The sequence below is a fragment of the Streptomyces sp. NPDC058663 genome (assembly GCF_042716745.1).
Lineage (GTDB): Bacteria > Actinomycetota > Actinomycetes > Streptomycetales > Streptomycetaceae > Streptomyces.
The window spans coordinates 20251-36025 of sequence record NZ_JBHXRV010000019.1 but is presented as its reverse complement, the minus strand read 5'-3'; the positions used below and the strand labels follow the sequence as shown (position 1 = coordinate 36025).

General features: G+C 72.6%; 11 protein-coding genes. 7 read left to right on the top strand and 4 right to left on the bottom strand.

Annotated features, from left to right (window positions below; genetic code table 11):
• Window positions 1-141 precede the first annotated feature (141 nt).
• Window positions 142-2787, top strand: coding sequence for an ATP-binding protein (locus ACFWVV_RS15960; protein ID WP_384352782.1), 2646 nt, complete (start codon window positions 142-144; stop codon window positions 2785-2787).
• Between the two features lie 76 nt (window positions 2788-2863).
• Here ACFWVV_RS15960 and ACFWVV_RS15955 read toward each other — a convergent pair whose 3' ends face one another.
• Window positions 2864-4171, bottom strand: a complete 1308-nt coding sequence (locus ACFWVV_RS15955) for an MFS transporter (protein ID WP_384352783.1) — start codon at window positions 4169-4171, stop codon at window positions 2864-2866.
• A 219-nt stretch (window positions 4172-4390) separates the two neighbouring features.
• On the opposite strand from ACFWVV_RS15955, the gene ACFWVV_RS15950 reads away from it, so the two are divergent.
• Window positions 4391-5287: a TetR family transcriptional regulator C-terminal domain-containing protein gene (locus tag ACFWVV_RS15950; RefSeq protein WP_384352786.1), complete on the top strand. Its 897-nt coding sequence runs from the start codon at window positions 4391-4393 to the stop codon at window positions 5285-5287.
• A 285-nt stretch (window positions 5288-5572) separates the two neighbouring features.
• Window positions 5573-6058 carry a thioesterase family protein gene (locus tag ACFWVV_RS15945; RefSeq protein ID WP_384352833.1) on the top strand — a complete coding sequence of 162 codons (486 nt, stop codon included), beginning with the start codon at window positions 5573-5575 and terminating at the stop codon, window positions 6056-6058.
• A gap of 100 nt (window positions 6059-6158) precedes the next feature.
• Here ACFWVV_RS15945 and ACFWVV_RS15940 read toward each other — a convergent pair whose 3' ends face one another.
• The 3 genes from ACFWVV_RS15940 to ACFWVV_RS15930 form a co-directional block, all read right to left on the bottom strand.
• Window positions 6159-9722: a DUF4132 domain-containing protein gene (locus tag ACFWVV_RS15940; RefSeq protein ID WP_384352789.1), complete on the bottom strand. Its 3564-nt coding sequence runs from the start codon at window positions 9720-9722 to the stop codon at window positions 6159-6161.
• 134 nt (window positions 9723-9856) lie between these two features.
• On the bottom strand, window positions 9857-10276 hold the full coding sequence (locus tag ACFWVV_RS15935) for a hypothetical protein (RefSeq protein WP_384352792.1): 420 nt from the start codon (window positions 10274-10276) through the stop codon (window positions 9857-9859).
• The gene (locus tag ACFWVV_RS15930; protein WP_384352795.1) at window positions 10273-10737 is read right to left on the bottom strand and encodes an ATP-binding protein; all 465 of its coding nucleotides are present in this window, start codon (window positions 10735-10737) and stop codon (window positions 10273-10275) included. Before ACFWVV_RS15930 ends, ACFWVV_RS15935 begins: the two co-directional genes overlap by 4 nt.
• A gap of 238 nt (window positions 10738-10975) precedes the next feature.
• On the opposite strand from ACFWVV_RS15930, the gene ACFWVV_RS15925 reads away from it, so the two are divergent.
• The 4 genes from ACFWVV_RS15925 to ACFWVV_RS15910 all read left to right on the top strand — a co-directional run bounded on the left by ACFWVV_RS15925 (window position 10976) and on the right by ACFWVV_RS15910 (window position 15616).
• A complete protein-coding gene (locus ACFWVV_RS15925; protein ID WP_384352798.1) occupies window positions 10976-11836 on the top strand; it encodes a helix-turn-helix domain-containing protein in 861 nt (286 codons plus the stop codon).
• A 108-nt stretch (window positions 11837-11944) separates the two neighbouring features.
• Window positions 11945-12160: a DUF397 domain-containing protein gene (locus ACFWVV_RS15920; RefSeq protein ID WP_384352836.1), complete on the top strand. Its 216-nt coding sequence runs from the start codon at window positions 11945-11947 to the stop codon at window positions 12158-12160.
• A gap of 103 nt (window positions 12161-12263) precedes the next feature.
• A complete protein-coding gene (locus tag ACFWVV_RS15915; RefSeq protein WP_384352801.1) occupies window positions 12264-13088 on the top strand; it encodes an SAM-dependent methyltransferase in 825 nt (274 codons plus the stop codon).
• A 158-nt stretch (window positions 13089-13246) separates the two neighbouring features.
• Window positions 13247-15616: a glycoside hydrolase family 3 N-terminal domain-containing protein gene (locus ACFWVV_RS15910; protein ID WP_384352804.1), complete on the top strand. Its 2370-nt coding sequence runs from the start codon at window positions 13247-13249 to the stop codon at window positions 15614-15616.
• The last annotated feature ends 159 nt before the right edge of the window (window positions 15617-15775 follow it).

Below are 15775 nucleotides of genomic sequence, written 5' to 3'. Positions count from 1 at the left end.
CGTCAATCCCTGCCCACAGCCGCGGAATTGGCGGTGGAGGCCGCCCGGGAAACCCCGTCGCGGTGAATTGCGGAGGATACTGGTCACCGTTCCGCCCGGGGGACTAGGCTCGGAGATCCGACACCTGCGAGGGGGATGGGGATGAGCGTGTCCCGGCCGGAGAATCCGGTCCCCGGCCCGTTGTTGCTGGAACGCGAAGCGGAGCTGGTCGCGGCCGGCCGGGCGATAGACGCCCTGTGCGAGGAGCACGCGCGCGGCGGGGTCCTGGTCTACCGGGGTGCGCCCGGGATCGGGAAGACCGCGCTGCTGGCGGAGGTCCAGCGAGTGGCCAGGGACCGGGGCTGCACGGTGTGGTCCGCGCGCGGCGGCGAGACCGTGACCTCCGTCCCCTTCCATGTCGTACGGCAACTGCTGCAGCCCGCGCTGACCGTCACCGGGGACGCCGACGCCCGCGACCTGCTCGGCGACCGGTACTCGAGCGCGGGGCCTGCCCTCGGCATCGCCCCGCCCAGCGAGGTGAAGGCAGATCCGCAAGGTGTGCGCGACGGCCTCGACGTGCTGGTGGACCGGCTCTCCGTGGCACACCAGCCACTCGTCCTGGTGGTCGACGACGCACAGTGGAGCGACCTGGAGACGCTGACCTGGCTCGCGCACCACGCCACCCGCGGCGCGCAGCTGCGGGTGCTGCTCGTCGTCGCGTACCGCACCGCCGAATCCGGGGGCGAGTCCGCGGCCCTGCTCCGCCGGCTCGGCGGCGCCGCCACCGGGGGCGCCGTACTGCTGAGCGAACTGACCCCGGCCGCCACCGCGCAGCTCACCCGCGAGGAACTGGGGCAGCACGCCGACAACCCGTTCTGCCGCGAGGTGTGGGCCGTCACCGGCGGCAACCTGTACGAGACCGTCGAGCTGCTGGCCCGCGCCAAGGACGCCGGACTCGACCCGGTCGAAGCGAGCGCGGGCCGGCTGCGCCCGCTCATCATGTCCGCCCGCGAGCCCGGCCTGGTGGAGCGCCTCATGGGCATGGGGACCAGCACCGCCCACTTCGCCTTCGCCGCGAGCATCCTGGAGACCGACATCTCCCTGGAACTGGCCGCGCAGCTCGCCAACCTCCCCGTCGAGGACGCCGCGGACTGCGCCGAGCGGCTGCGGGCCGCCCGCATCCTCACCGGCGACGACCGGCTCGACTTCGTGCACCCGACGATCGCCCAGGCCGTGTATCGGGCGATCCCCGGCGGCCTGCGCACCGGCATGCACGGCGTCGCGGCCCGCCGCCTGATCGAGGCGGGGCACGGCGCCGCAGCCGCCTCCCGCCACCTGCTGGAACTCCCGCCGGAGGGCGACGAGGACCTGGTCGAACGGATGCGGGCGGCCGCCGAGGAGTACGCGGCGGTCGGTGCCCCGGACGCCGCCCGGCGCTGCCTGGAGCGGGCGCTCAAGGAACCCCCGCTGCCCACCCTCCTCTCCCAGGTGGAGTACGAGCTGGGCAAGGTGATCCACCTCAGTGACCCCGCCGCCACCGCGGCGTATCTGGAATCCGCCCTGGGCCGGCCCGGCCTCGACGACGAGCAGCGCGCAGGCGCCGTGTTCCTGCTCTCCCAGGCCCTCACCCACCACAACCGGATCAGCGAAGCGGGCCGGATGGTCGCCGCGGCAGCCGCCGCCGCGCCCGCCGGACAGGCCCGGATGCGGCTGGAGACGGTGCACTTCCTGTGGGAGGGCGTCCTGGCCGTCGAGCGCGACGGCATCGGCCGGTCCCGGCGGCTCGCCGAGGCCGCCGCACGGGTCACCGGCCGCGACACCACCGAGCAGGCCCTGCTGATGCTCCGGGCGTTCGACGCGACCGCCGTCGGCGAGGACTGCCAGGTGGCCGTCGACACCGGGGACCGCGCCCTGGTCAACGGCAGCCTGCCCGTCGGACTGACCTGGACCGACACCACCTGGGGCTTCGAACCACCCGCCCTGCTGGGGCTCAGCTATCTGTTCGCCGACCAGCTGGACCGGGCGGACGCGCTGTTCACCGAGGCCCGCCAGGCCTTCACGACAGCGGGCTGGAGCGGCGCCCACCTGGCCTTCGCGTACGCCCTCACCGGCTATCTCCAGCGCCGGCGGGGCAACCTCGCGCGGGCCGAGCGCGACCTGCGCGAGAGCGTACGGCTCGCCGAGCGGGTGGGACACCGGATGCCGGTGCACTGGGATGCCGTCAGCATGCTCATCGACACCCTGCTCGCCCGCGGGCACGTCGAAGAGGCCCGGCGGATCGCCGACGACTTCGAGTTCCAGGCGCCCTACCCGGCCACCCGCGTCTTCCCGGACGCCGCCTCCGTACGAGGGAGACTGCTGCTCGCGTCGGGCCGCACCAAGGAGGCCGTCCTCGAACTCGAGGCCGCGGGAGAGACGTTGACTTCGCAGGGCAGACACCACCCGGTGATCGCCCCGTGGGCCGTCGACCTGGCCCGCGCGGTCGCCACCGACGACCCGGCCCGCGCCGCGAGGCTCGCCGGATACGCCCGGGAGCGGGCGGAACGGGTCGGCACCCACACGGCGATCGGCGAGGCCCTGCGCTGCGAGGCCGCCCTGGCGAAGGGCCCGCGCGCCGCCGACCTGCTGGAACGCGCGGTGAGCCTGCTCAAGGAGTCGCCCTGCGGGTACGAACACGCCGCCGCCCGCGTCGAATGGGGTATCGCCGCCCGCTCACGCACGGAACTGCAGGAGGGCCGGAAACTGGCCCTCGGCTGTCATGCGGACGGGCTGGTGGAGACGGCGGAGCGGGAACTGGCACGGCTGTGAGCCGTCCCCTCCCCGCCTGACGGGCGAGGGGGTGACCTCCGCCCGATCGGCGAAAGGTGCTCTCCGCCCGGTCCCCCTACTTCTCCAGCTCCTTGTGCGCGCTCTCCGGCAGCCGGAAGAACACCACCGACGACACCAGGCACAGCGCCGCCACGTACCAGGCGAACAGCCCAGGGCTGCCGAGGTCCTTGAAGAGTGTGCCCAGGTACGGGGCGGTCCCGCCGAACAGGGCCACCGTCAGCGAGTAGGGGAAGCCGATCCCCGAGGCCCGCACCCTGGCCGGGAAGATCTCCGCGTTCACCGCCGCCGAGATCGAAGTGAACCCGGTGAGCAGGACCATTCCGGCGCACTGCACCAGCACCAGCGTGCCGAACGACACGCCCCCGTCCACGATCCCCAGCAGCGGCACGATGAACACGGCGAACCCGAGCCCCGAGAACAGCAGCAGCGGCCGCCGCCCGATCCGGTCCGACAGCAGCCCCCCGAGCGGCTGGAGCACCGCGAAGAACGCCAGCGAGATCGTCCCCGCGAGCAGCGCGTCCGACTTCTCGAACCCGCCGTTCAGTTCGGCGTACGTGGGAAGGTAGGACGTCCAGGTGTAGTACGAGATCGTGCCGCCCATGGTGATCCCGCAGATCAGCAACGACTGCCGCGGGTACTTCCGCAGCGCGTCGAACAGACCCGGACGCTCCGCCCGCTCCACCGGCGTGTGCGTCTCGTGCGCCCCGCGCCGAATCCAGAACCCCACCAGGCTCAGCAGCGCCCCGAGCACGAACGGGACGCGCCAGCCCCACCCGTCCATCTGCCCGTCGCTCAGGTTCGACACCAGCAGCGCCGCGATGCCCGAGGCTGCCAGCTGACCGGCCGTCGTCGAGACGTACTGGAAGCTGGAGAACAGGCCGCGCCTGCCGGGCCCCGCCGACTCCACGAGGAACGTCGTCGACGCCGCGAACTCGCCGCCCACGGACAGACCTTGGAGCAGCCGCGCCACCACCAGCACGACCGGCGCCAGGATCCCCGCCGAGGCGTACGTCGGGGTCAGGCCGACCAGCAGGCTGCTGCCGCCCATGAGCAGGATCGTCACGGTCAGCGCGGCCCGCCGGCCGTGCCGGTCGGCTAGCGCACCGAGCACCAGACCGCCGACCGGCCGCATGAAGAAGCCGACGGCGAAGACCGCGAAGGTGGCGAGCAGCGGGACCAGTGAGTTCCCCGAGCTCTTGGGGAAGATCTCGGCGGCGATGAAGGTCGCCAGGAAGGTGTACGCGTACCAGTCGTACCACTCCACGGCGTTGCCCACGGAGGCGGCGAGCAACTGCCGGACGGGCCGGGGCGCGGCGGGCTCCAGGGGAGGGGGGGAGGTCGCGGGCGTGGGCGTATGGCTCATGGTCCGGACGATTGCCGAGATGTTGATCAGGCACAAGAGGGCTCTGTGAAGGCTGCGTTAAGGAGTGAGCGGGTAGCGGGGTGCCATGGGGGGGGAGGAGGACGGCGGGTGCGGGAGGGTGGTGACCGTCAGGAACTGATGGAGCCGTCAGTGCCTGCATGGCATGTCAGTGCGCATCCGCGTTGAGATTCGCTCAATTCCTGCGTACGGTGGCCGACCATGCAGCAGCACGTAGCGGCGGAGCCCGCGTCCGCCGTCGCTGCCCGGGTGCGGGAGGTCGTCGCCGCCACCGGGGTCAGCCAGCGTGAGTTCGCGCGGCGGATCGTCATGGACCCCTCCCAACTGTCCCGTTCCCTCGGTGGCACCCGTCGCTTCACCGCCGCCGAACTGGCGCGGATCGCCGACACGGCCGGGGTGGACGCCGGATGGCTGCTCGCCTCGCAGGGCCCGCGCCCGGTGCGGGGGGCGCCGGGCAGGCGTCACCGCAGCGCAGGAGGCGCGGGCTCCCCGGACGGCGGCCGCCCCCTGCAGATCGTGCGGGAGACGGTCCGGCTGATCGCCGAACGCGGCTTCCACGCGGTACGGGTCGCCGACATCGCGGCGGCCTGCGCCACCAGCACCGCCGCCGTCCACTACCACTTCCCCGGCCGCGACGATCTGCTGGAGGCGGCCGTCCGCTGGTGCATGGACCAGGACGCCGCCCGCAGAACCGCCCGTACCGCCGAGGCGCGCGACGCCGCCGACGAGCTGCGCCAGCTCATCGAGCTCCAGATCCCCTACGGCGAGCGACAGCGCCGGCAGTGGCACGTCTGGCTCGATCTCTGGGCGGAGGCGGCCCGTTCGACCGCCGTGGGCCGACTGCACGTCGAGTACTACCGGCAGTGCCGGGAGACCGTCGCCGACGTCGTACGGCGCGGAGTCGCTCAGGGCGCCTTCAGGCCCGGCACGGATCCGGAGGCCACGGCGCTCCTGCTCACCGCCCTCATCGACGGCCTCGCAGGCCAGGTGCTCGCCTCCACCCCCACCGGGGCCGGGTCCGCGGGCGGCACCAGTGCGCAGGACATGCACGACGCGCTCCTCGCGTACGTGGACGCCACGCTCACCCACGCGACCTGAGCCGCCGCAGGACCGGTCCGCCCGGAGCCTGTCGCGCCACTTCCCCCCCACCACCAGGAGATCCGTATGAGCGTCAATCAGGTCGTGATCAGCACGCACACCCCCGCCGAGCCGTCCTCCGCCAGGCCTTCCGAGCCGTCCTCCGCAAGCGCCGCCGACCCGTCCTCCGCCAGGGCCCGGGACGAGGCCGATGTCACCGACACCACCGAGCTGGACAGCATCGTGGACTGCCTGCCGCTGGTCCACCACACCGTGCGGCCCGAGTGGATCGACTACAAGGGCCATATGAGCGAGGCCTTCTACGTCCTCGTCTTCGGGTACGCGACCGACGCCATGATGATCGAGACCGGACTCCACGCCGGCTACCGCGAGCGCACGGGCTGCTCCCTCTGCACGGTCGAGACGCACCTGCGGTACCTGAGTGAAGTCCCCGAGGGGGCCAGGCTCGCCGTCCGCACCCGGGTCCTGGGCGCCGACGTCAAGAAGGTCCGCTTCGCGCACGAACTCTTCATCGTGGCGGACGCGCACCCGATCGAGGGCATCGAAGGCACCGAGAGTGCCAAGGGCATCGAGGACCCGTCCCCCGCCACTCTGCCGACCGAGGCCGAGCCGGTGGCCACCAGCGAGCTGTTCGCCCTGCACGTCGACCAGCGGGCCGGGCGGGCCACCCCGTTCCCTGAGAGCATCCGTGAACGGCTGGTCTCCCTCACCGAGGACGCCCCCGCCTGGGCGGGCCGCTCCATCGCTCAGGTGCCCGCGCCCCGTTCCTGAGGGAGCTCGGCGCTCCCGAGAGCCGTTCCTACGCGTCCCCCCCTCAAGCGTTGGATCAGCCCCCCCGCTGGTCGCGGGCGTCACCAGTGCCCCGCGGCGGTCATCGCACGGCCCCTTCCGTGAGGTCCACCAGGTCCGCGAGGACCTCGGAGGCCGCCACCGGATCGATGTCCCCGAAGCGCAGACCGGTGTCCTCGCGAGACCAGTACGCGTCGCGGCGCGTGTCGAGGACGACCGCGGCCAGGCGTTGTTCGGGGATCGCGTCGATGGCACCGACCGCGATCCCTCCGTCCAGGCGGATCACCACGTAGAGGTGGTCGCCGAGTTGCCTGCTGATGTCGTTCTCCACTCCGGCGTCCTGCGGCACGCCGCGTTCCCAGCCCCGCTTGGTGAGCCCGAGCATTTTGGTGGTCGGCACCTTGAAACCCTCGAAACGGGCAAGCCGGCTACCTGCCGCCTGCTCTGCTGTGAGGCGGTGCACCGGCCGCCCCAACTGGGCGAAGGGCTGGAGGATCCCGTGGTCGGCGAAGACCTCCGACCAGGCGGCCACCGCCTCCTCGCCCAACGTCAGCGGATGTGCCAGCCGCACCGACGCGTCCTCGGGAAGCACGAACACGCCCTCCTCCGCATCCGCGAACGTACGGCCCTCCGCCACCCGGAACGCCGTGCCCCGCACGCCGTCCCCGGGCACCGCCGTGCCCCGTACGCCGTCCTCCGCCGCCGTGCCCCGCCCGCCGTCCCCGGACACCGCCCTGCCCCGCACACCGTCCCCCGCCGCTGCCGCGGCCGGCGCACCGACCCCGGGCGTGCTCACCCACACCAGCCTGCGCACCAGGTGCCACAGCAGCGGGTGTGCCACGAACAGCTCCCGGAACTCCGCCGCCGTCCACGACCGGCCCGTGACCATCGCTGCCTCCAGCCGCCGCACCTGGTCCGCCGCGGTCGTCCGGACGTCCTTCTTCAGCGCCATGAACCGCTTGCGCTCGGCGGGGGCGAGCTCCGCGTCGTCCCTGGCGCCCGGCTTCGGGAGGTCCTTGAGCCGCTTCCCCCCGCCGTCCAGGACGTAGGGGCGCAGCTGCTCGTCGAAGCCGACAGTGAACTTGCGTGTGCCGTAGTCGACGACCGTCGAGCCGTCCGCCGCCAGCCCGAAGTCCGGCACCAGCCGGTCGGCGAGCTGCTCCCCGGTCAGCCCGAGGCCCTCCGCGACCTGTGCGATCTTCTCCTGGGCCTTTGCCTTGAGCGCCTTGAACTTCACCCGCTGAGCAATGCCGTGCAGATGCAGCAGCGCCACGTCGGAGCCGATCGAGGCGAGCACCTCAAGACCCTCCACGGCCCGGTGGTGCGCCCCGACGCCGGGCCAGATCTTGAGGACCGGCGTCAGCCGCCGCACCGTCCCGTCGTCACCGATCACCCCCAACGCGTGCAGCGCCCAGCTGTCCTGGGGCGGCTTCCCCGCCAGCCGCCACGCCTCGAACAGCTCCCAGCCGAACTCGGCCAGCGACGCCGGGTCGCAGATCTCCTGCACGGCGGCCAGCCCCGGGTACGGCTCCTGCGGCGTGGACAGCGCGAGCATCATCACCACGTGCCGCGCCGCGTCGAGCGGCAGGGCCGACTGCCCGCCGCGCAGCGTGAGCTGCGGCAGCAGCGCCGGCTCCGCCCACGCCCCGATCACCGGCAGCTTCGCCGGCAGCGCGGTACGCAGCGGATCCGCGTGCAGCAGGGCATCCACGGCCTTTGCGGCCTTCGGTCCGTAAGGGGCGGCTGCCGTCAGCACCACGTCCGCCCCGTGCTGGGCGGCGATCAGCCGCAGCGCCCGCTCGGCCGCCCGCTGCCCGGTGCCGGGCTTGCCGACCGCGTCCGGCACCAGCAGGCCGGCCGCCGCCCCGGCGTGCCGGGCGAACCAGGAACGGGTCAGCGGCGCCATCGACTTGCGCCCGGTCAGCCAGTCGGCCATCAGCCGTGCCACCCGCACATCGACGAACGGCATGAGCAGCACGCTGTGCAGGGCCGGCCGGCGCCGGGCCACCCGTGTCAGCAGGGTCAGCGCGGCCGTCCCGAACCTCGCGGCGACCGGCTTCAGCAGTGTCTCACCGTCCCACAGGTCTTCCGGCGCCCAGCTGTCGAGGAAGGGGCGCACCTCGTCCTCGGGCCGTGTCACGAAGAGCACGGCGGACTCCGGCGACGCCTGCGTCAGTTCCGCACGCACCTCCTCGGCGGAGAACCCCGCCACCTGCTCGCCGTACCAGCCGCTCTGATGCCAGGACCTGGTGTTGCGCCACTGCTCGTGCTCACCGGGCGCCCACACCACGGCCGACTCCGTCGGCACCGTCAGCCCGGTCACCGGCCGGGGCCTGATCCCCGGCTCCTCCGGGCTCGTCCACGGCGGGGAGACCAGTACTTCGGGAAGGCCGGCGGCCGGGATGTCCGGCAGTCTTCCGGACTCGTCCACCAGCGGGCGCACCACCGCCGCTACCTCCCCCGGCAGTTCCGGCAGCACCGCTTCGACCAGCGCCCGGTGCGCGAGCACGTGACCGCGCAGCAGCCGCTGCGCGAGCGCTCCGCCGCGCCGGGTCTCCGCGGCCATCAGCCGGACGGCCCGCACCGGCCAGCGGGCCGTGGCCTCCTGGAGGGCGGGCCCCACACAGGTGTTGTCCGCGCGATCGAGCAGCTCCGTTAACGCCTCGTCGGTGGGGAACTCGGCGAGCGCCATGGCGATCAGCCGCAGTTGGTCCGAGGAGGGGTACGTGCCGGAGAGCTGTGCCGCCACCGGTTTCACCGCCGCGGTGCCGATCCCCTCGGCCAGGGTGGCGATCGTCGCCACCGACCAGCCCGGCCAGCCGGACGACGTGCTGCTCTCCAGGGCCTCCAGCTGAGCGGGGGAATCGAGCGCGCACATCAGCAGGGTGAGCACCGCGCCGCCCTCACTGCCGTCCGGGCCGGGGTCGGCACAGCACGCGTCCACCCACCGGGTCTGCGTCGGCAGCAGGTACGCGGCGCTGATCCGGCGCCGGCCCGTGCCCAGGCGCCGTCCGACCGCGTCGACGGTCCGCTGGTAGGTCGCGTCGTCGGTGGCGGCGAGCAGGGCGCGTACCCGGTCGGGCGCGGGGCGGCGGCCGTGCACGGTGTACTGTCCCCGGCCCTCGGGCATGGTGCCGAGTCCGGGCTGCGGGAGCCTGTTACCGCGGGCGTCGTAGTGCAGCACGGCGAGGTCGAGGAACTCCACCACGGCACGCGCCGCGAAGGGCAGACCGTGCAGCTCCACCAGGGCGTCGATCCACTCGCGCTCCGGGTCGCGGCCGAGCATGGCCAGCACCGCGCCCGCGCCCACCGGATCGGGGGAGCCTGCGAGATGACGGCGGGCCGACTCGGCCAGGGCGGGGTCGGTCGATGCGGAGCCCAGGGTTTCCTCGATCGAAGCGGAGCGCTCCGTGACGAGCGACCGGAACTCCGCGACCGCGCTCGGCGAGGCGGGCGCGGGTTCCGTCGGGATGCCGCCGCGCCGGGGATGCAGCACCCGCCGCCACGAGGCAGGCAGCACAAAGGTGTCCTCGTCCGGCACCGGCACGGTCCCGGCCACGCCGACCGCCCCCGCCGGCGCGAGCCCCTCGGCACCGGCCTCCGCCGCCGCGCCCTCGACCGCCGCCACGCCTTCGACCTGCTCCAACCGCCCCACAGTGCCCACCCCATCGTGCCCGTACAGGACGGCCGCAGGGCCGCCCGTCGATCAGTACGAACACAGTAGCGAGCATCACTGACAACGCCTCTTGCGCAGGCCCGAGGCGGGCACGAAGCAGCAGGTCAGCGTGGGGTCGAGAGCCCGTCGGCCCAGACCGGCGCGGTACCCGCCAGCCGGCACACCATCAGATACAGGGGGATCGGCGGCGTGTACGGGGCCGGGCCCTCGGGTGCGTGGACCAGGCGCGGGCGCGAAGCCCTGACATACGCCCCCGTCGCGTACTCGGCGATCTCGGGCCACGGCAGTCCGAGGTCCGATCCCGCCGGGACGATCCACCACCAGCGGTCCGCGTCGGCGAACACGCAGCCGGGCCGGGACAACTGCCTGAGCAGCCGCTGACCGTGCCGGGCGGGCAACCCCACCGCGTCGCAGCCGAGCGGGGTGTGGTCCTGGCCGGGGGGCAGCAGCAACCGGTGGGCACCGCCCGACCCGGCGCCGTTGCGGCGCATCCGGGTCAGCCGGTCGGCGAGACGATGACTCATCGCGTACCGCTGTGGGTGAGTTCCGCCCACACCGTCCGGCCGGAGTCCGCGCTGTACTCCTGTGAGCCCCAGGTGTCGCACAGGGCATCGACCAGGAACAGACCGCGTCCGTGTTCGCCCTCGGTCTCCGAGGCCGCCTCGCGCCGCAGCGCGGGCCCCTCGGCGCAGACCCCTTCGTCCTGCACGGATATCCGCAGCCGACCCTCACGGTCGGACAGTTCGCACCGGACCCGCGCGCTCCCCGTGTGGATCACCGCATTGGTGACCAGCTCCGAGACCACCAGCGCGGCCGTGTCGCCGACGTCCGCGAAGAGTCCCCAGTACGCCAGCCGGTCCGTCGTCAGATGCCTTGCGCGCGCAACGGACTCCGGACATGCGGGCAGCGCAAATCCGAACCTTCGGACACGGGCCCCCTGAATCGGGCCCATGACCTGGGGAAAGAGCGTGGAGCCAGGTACCACGACCGCATCCTCACCATGGGGGAGCGGCTGCCGCGCACCGCCTCCCCCGGTGTGGTGCGCGGCAACCGCGTGAACCAGTTCACGCCACAACTCTCCCTCTGCCCTCTCCACTTGGCAAGGGGCACTCTGAAAATTTCAGAGTGTCGTTTCGGAGATCAGGAACGCGTGGCACACTGCATCGCAACAGCACGTGAGAACAACCCGCAATCAGTGACGGTGAGTTACGGGGAGGTCAGTCATGAGTGAACCGCGGTCCGCCCCGACCGTCGGTCAGGTCGTGCTCGGCAAGCGGCTCCAGGACCTCCGCGAACGCGCGGGGCTCAGCCGCGACCAGGCGGCCAAGGTGCTGCACGTCGCCCCGGCCACCGTCCGCCGGATGGAGACCGCAGAGGTCACCCTCAAGATCCCCTATGTACAGCTGCTGCTGAAGGCGTACGGCAGCAGCGACGAGGACTGCGACGCGTTCGTCGAGCTGACCCAGGAGGCCAACAGGCCAGGCTGGTGGCAGCGCTTCCACTCGATCCTGCCCGACTGGTTCAGCATGTACGTGAGCCTGGAGGGCGCCGCGTCCCTGGTCAGGTCGTACGACCCGCACTTCGTGCCGGGGCTGCTGCAGACCGAGGACTACGCCCGCGCCGTCATGCGCACCGGAGCCATCGGCCAGACCCGCCCCGAGGACGTGGAACGGCACGTCGCGCTCCGCATGGAGCGCCAGTCGCTGCTGACCGGCCCCGACGCGCCGACCCTGTGGGCGATCATGGACGAGACCGCGCTGCGCCGCCCGGCCGGCGGCCCGGACGTGATGCGGGCCCAGTCCGACCGGCTGCTGGAGGTCGCCGACCTGCCCAACGTCACCCTCCAGCTGGCGGAATTCGCCGCAGGACCGCACCCGGGGACCTACGGGCCCTTCGTCCTCTTCCGGTTTGCGGTCCCCGAACTGCCCGACATGGTCTACAGCGAGTACCTGACCGGAGCCGTCTACCTCGACGCGCGCCTCGAAGTGGCCACCCACCTCGAAGTCATGGACCGCATGGCGGCGCAGGCCGCCACCGCACCACGCACCAAGGAGATCCTCGCGGATTTCCGCAAGGAGCTCTGAAGCCGAATGTCCCGCACACCCCGCGACGGCCGCCGCGCCGACCGGCCCGGTGACCGCCGCAGCGAGCGGCACTCCGACCGCCGCCCGGGTCAGCGCATCTACAACGGCATGCCCGCCGGTGACCTGCCCACCGACGGCTGGTCCAAGCCCTGGAGCGGCGGCAACGGCGGCAACTGCGTGGAGACGATGAAGCTGGCCGACGGCCGCGTCGCGGTGCGCCAGTCCGCCGACCCCGAGGGCCCCGCCCTCATCTACACCCCCGGCGAGATCGCCGCTTTCATCCAGGGAGCGAAGGCCGGCAAGGCAGACTTCCTGCTGACCTGAGCACTCCCCGCTGACCTGAGCACTCCCTGCTCACCCGAGCTTTCCCTGTTGACCCGAGGATCCCCGCGCTGTGTCCACTTCCTTACACCCCATGGAGACACCCATGACCGGGCAGGACCGCACCACCGGCAGCTCCGCATCCGTCGAGATCGACACCAGCAAGCCGCACCCTGCCCGGATGTACGACTGGTTCCTCGGGGGCAAGGACAACTACCCGGTCGACGAGGAGATGGCCAGGCAGCTCCTGCTCATCGACTCCCGCGGCCGTGACATGGCCCGCGTCAACCGGGCCGTCATGCACCGCGCCACCCGCTGGCTGGCCGAGCACGGCGTACGCCAGTTCCTCGACATCGGCACCGGGATCCCCACGGAGCCCAACCTCCACCAGATAGCGCAGGCCGCCGCCCCCGACGCGCGCATCGTCTACTGCGACAACGACCCGATCGTGCTGGCACACGCCGAGGCCCTGCTGCGCAGCACCCCCGAAGGCGCCACCGAGTACGTACAGGCGGACGCCCGCCGCCCCGAGGAGATCCTGGAACGCGCGGGCAAGGTCCTGGACTTCGACCGGCCCATCGCCCTGTCCCTCGTCGCGCTGCTGCACTTCATCGGTGACGAGGACGGCGCCTACGACATCGTCCGCAGCCTGATGGACCGGCTGGCGAGCGGCAGCTATCTGGTGCTCTCGCACGTGGCCCGCGACTTCGACCCGGAGGGCGCCGACAAGGCCGCCGCCACGTACCGGGCCCGCGGCCTCACCCTCCAGCCACGCTCACGCGAGGAGGTCGCCCGCTTCTTCGACGGGCTGGAGCTCGTCGAGCCGGGCGTCTCGCTGGCCGCCGAATGGCACCCCGAGCTGGGCGAACCCGTCCCGGTCAGCGGCGACGAACCGATCCCCGGCTGGGTCGGCGTGGCCCGCAAGGCCTGAATCACCCAGGAAGAACCGAGGAAACACCGAGGAATCACTCAGGTCGCACCCACCACGGCCGCGTCCCTTGACCTACCTGTACCAGCCACCTAGCTTCCCCTCGACAGGTGATGGTCCACAGGTACTTCATGGCCGTACTTCTCCAAAGGGGTGAACGCATGAGTGGTGTGAGACGACGCAGCGTCCTTGCCGCGTTCGGCGGAACCGTGGCGGCGGGCGCGGCGGCGGCAACGGCACAGGCGGCCCAAGCGGCACAGGGTACGGCGACGGGAGCGGCGGACACGGTGCAAGCGGCAGCAGGAGCGAACGGCCCGGCCGCCGCGGCGGCCCGCCCACCCCGGCCCGGCAGCGCCGGGGGACGCCACGAACGCGAGATCTCGGCGCTGCTCCGCACCATGACGGTGGACGAGAAGCTGGGGCAGCTCCAGCAGCTGCCCTGGGCCTACGAGACCGGCCCCGGTGGCGGGGGCACGGAGGCGGCCACCAAGGCGGTCCGCGAGGGCAGGCTCGGCTCGGTCCTGTCCATCTACGGCGGCAGGGCCAACAACGCCCTCCAGAAGATCGCCGTCGAGGAGACCCGGCTCGGCATCCCGCTGCTCTACGGGCTCGACGTCATCCACGGCATGCTGACGACGTTCCCCATCCCGCTCGCGCAGGCCGCCTCCTTCGACCCGCGGGTGGCCGCCACCGACGCCGAGGTCTCCGCGAGGGAAGCCCGCTCCCACGGCGTCCACTGGACGTTCGCGCCGATGATGGACGTCACCCGCGAGCCGCGCTGGGGCCGCATCGCCGAGGGCAGCGGCGAGGACCCCTACCTCACCTCCGTGCTCGCCGCCGCCAAGGTCGTCGCCTACCAGGGCACCGAGGCGGGCCGCGACCTCGCGGCCAAGGACCGGATCGCCGCCTGCGCCAAGCACTTCGTCGCCTACGGAGGCGCCGAGGGCGGCCGCGACTACAACACGGTCGTCGCCTCCGAGTCGCAACTGCGCAACTTCTACCTGCCGCCGTTCAAAGCGGCCCTCGACGCGGGCTGCGCCACCGTCATGGCCTCCTTCAACACCGTCAACGGCGTACCGGCACACGGCAACGCGCGCCTCCTCACCGGCATCCTCAAGGACGACTGGGAATTCGGCGGATTCGTCGTCAGCGACTGGGCCGGCGTCCAGGAACTCATCCCGCACGGGTTCGCCGCCGACGGTGGCGAGGCCGCGCGCCTCGGCCTCAACGCCGGCGTCGACATGGAGATGACCAGCACCCACCTGGCCGACCACGGCAAGAAACTGCTGCGCGCCGGCCTGATCACGGAGGAGCGCCTGGACGACGCGGTCCGCCGAGTTCTGCGCCTCAAGTACGAACTCGGCCTGTTCGACAACCCGTACGTGGACGAGAAGGACATCGTCCGGGAACCGACGCCCGCCGCCCGCAAGGCCGCCCGCGACACCGCCGCCCGGACCATGGTGCTGCTGAAGAACGACAAGAAGGCACTGCCGCTCCCGCCCGCCACCAGGTCCGTGGCCGTCGTCGGACCCTTCGGCGACTCCCCGGACCTCCTCGGCACCTGGACGACCCCGCTCGCCGCGCAGAAGTGGCCCGCGGTCACCGTCCTGGCCGGCATCAGGGCGGCGCTCCCCGGCGCCGAGGTGACGTACGCCCTCGGCGTCGACGCCGAGGGCAAGGACACCAGCGGGATCCCGGCCGCCGTCGCCGCCGCGCAGGCCGCCGACGTCACCGTCGTGGTCGTCGGCGAGGGAGCCGCGCTCAGCGGCGAGGCCGCCGCCCGCGCCGACCTCGGTCTGCCCGGCAACCAGGAGCAGCTGATCGCCGCCGTCGCCGCGACCGGCAGGCCCTTCGTCGTCGTCCTCGTCAACGGCCGCCCGCTCACCATCGGCGACTGGCTGGCCTCCGCACCCGCCGTCCTGGAGGCCTGGCACGGCGGCACCGAAGCGGGCAACGCGATCGCCGACGTCCTGTTCGGCAAGGTCAACCCGGGCGGCAAGCTCCCGGTGACCTTCCCCCGTTCCGTCGGCCAGATCCCGATCCATTACCACCACGAGCCGACGGGCCGCCCGTACGACCCGAAGAACAAGTACACCTCCAAGTACCTCGACCTCCCGCACGGCCCGGAATTCGCCTTCGGCCACGGCCTCAGCTACACCACCTTCGAGACCGGCGCCCCGAAGCCGAGCCGTACGTCGGTCCCGGCGCGCGCCCTGCGCGACGGCGACACCGTCGAGGTCGCGGTGACCCTCACCAACACCGGTGACCGCGAAGGCGACGAGGTGGTGCAGCTGTACGTGCACGACAGGTTCGCGAGCGTCGTCCAGCCGGTGCGCAAGCTGCGCGGCTTCCGCCGGGTGAGGCTCGCCGCGGGCAGGTCCACCACGGTGCGGTTCCGGCTCGGCGCCGAGGACCTCGGCTTCTGGACCAACTCCGAGGACGGCACCTTCGTCGTCGAGGAGGGCGACTTCGACCTCTACGCCGGTACGAGCTCCGAGGCCACGGCGAAGGCGACACTGAAGGTCACCTGAAGGCGGCACTGAAGATCGCCCGACCCCGGCCGCAGTACCGCGGGGGTGGGGGGGGGGCGGCCGGGGGTTTGGCCTGAAGGGGGGGGGGGGGGGGGGGGGGGGGGGGGGGCGCCGTACGGGGTGGGGTCAACGGGAAACGGGGCGGCCGGCCCTGGGAGG

Coding starts and splice junctions, on each gene's coding strand:
- ACFWVV_RS15960 (WP_384352782.1), top strand. CDS start 142: ATGAGCGTGTCCCGGCCGGAGAATCCGGTCCCCGGCCCGTTGTTGCTG.
- ACFWVV_RS15955 (WP_384352783.1), bottom strand. CDS start 4,171: ATGAGCCATACGCCCACGCCCGCGACCTCCCCCCCTCCCCTGGAGCCC.
- ACFWVV_RS15950 (WP_384352786.1), top strand. CDS start 4,391: ATGCAGCAGCACGTAGCGGCGGAGCCCGCGTCCGCCGTCGCTGCCCGG.
- ACFWVV_RS15945 (WP_384352833.1), top strand. CDS start 5,573: ATGAGCGAGGCCTTCTACGTCCTCGTCTTCGGGTACGCGACCGACGCC.
- ACFWVV_RS15935 (WP_384352792.1), bottom strand. CDS start 10,276: ATGAGTCATCGTCTCGCCGACCGGCTGACCCGGATGCGCCGCAACGGC.
- ACFWVV_RS15925 (WP_384352798.1), top strand. CDS start 10,976: ATGAGTGAACCGCGGTCCGCCCCGACCGTCGGTCAGGTCGTGCTCGGC.
- ACFWVV_RS15920 (WP_384352836.1), top strand. CDS start 11,945: ATGCCCGCCGGTGACCTGCCCACCGACGGCTGGTCCAAGCCCTGGAGC.
- ACFWVV_RS15915 (WP_384352801.1), top strand. CDS start 12,264: ATGACCGGGCAGGACCGCACCACCGGCAGCTCCGCATCCGTCGAGATC.
- ACFWVV_RS15910 (WP_384352804.1), top strand. CDS start 13,247: ATGAGTGGTGTGAGACGACGCAGCGTCCTTGCCGCGTTCGGCGGAACC.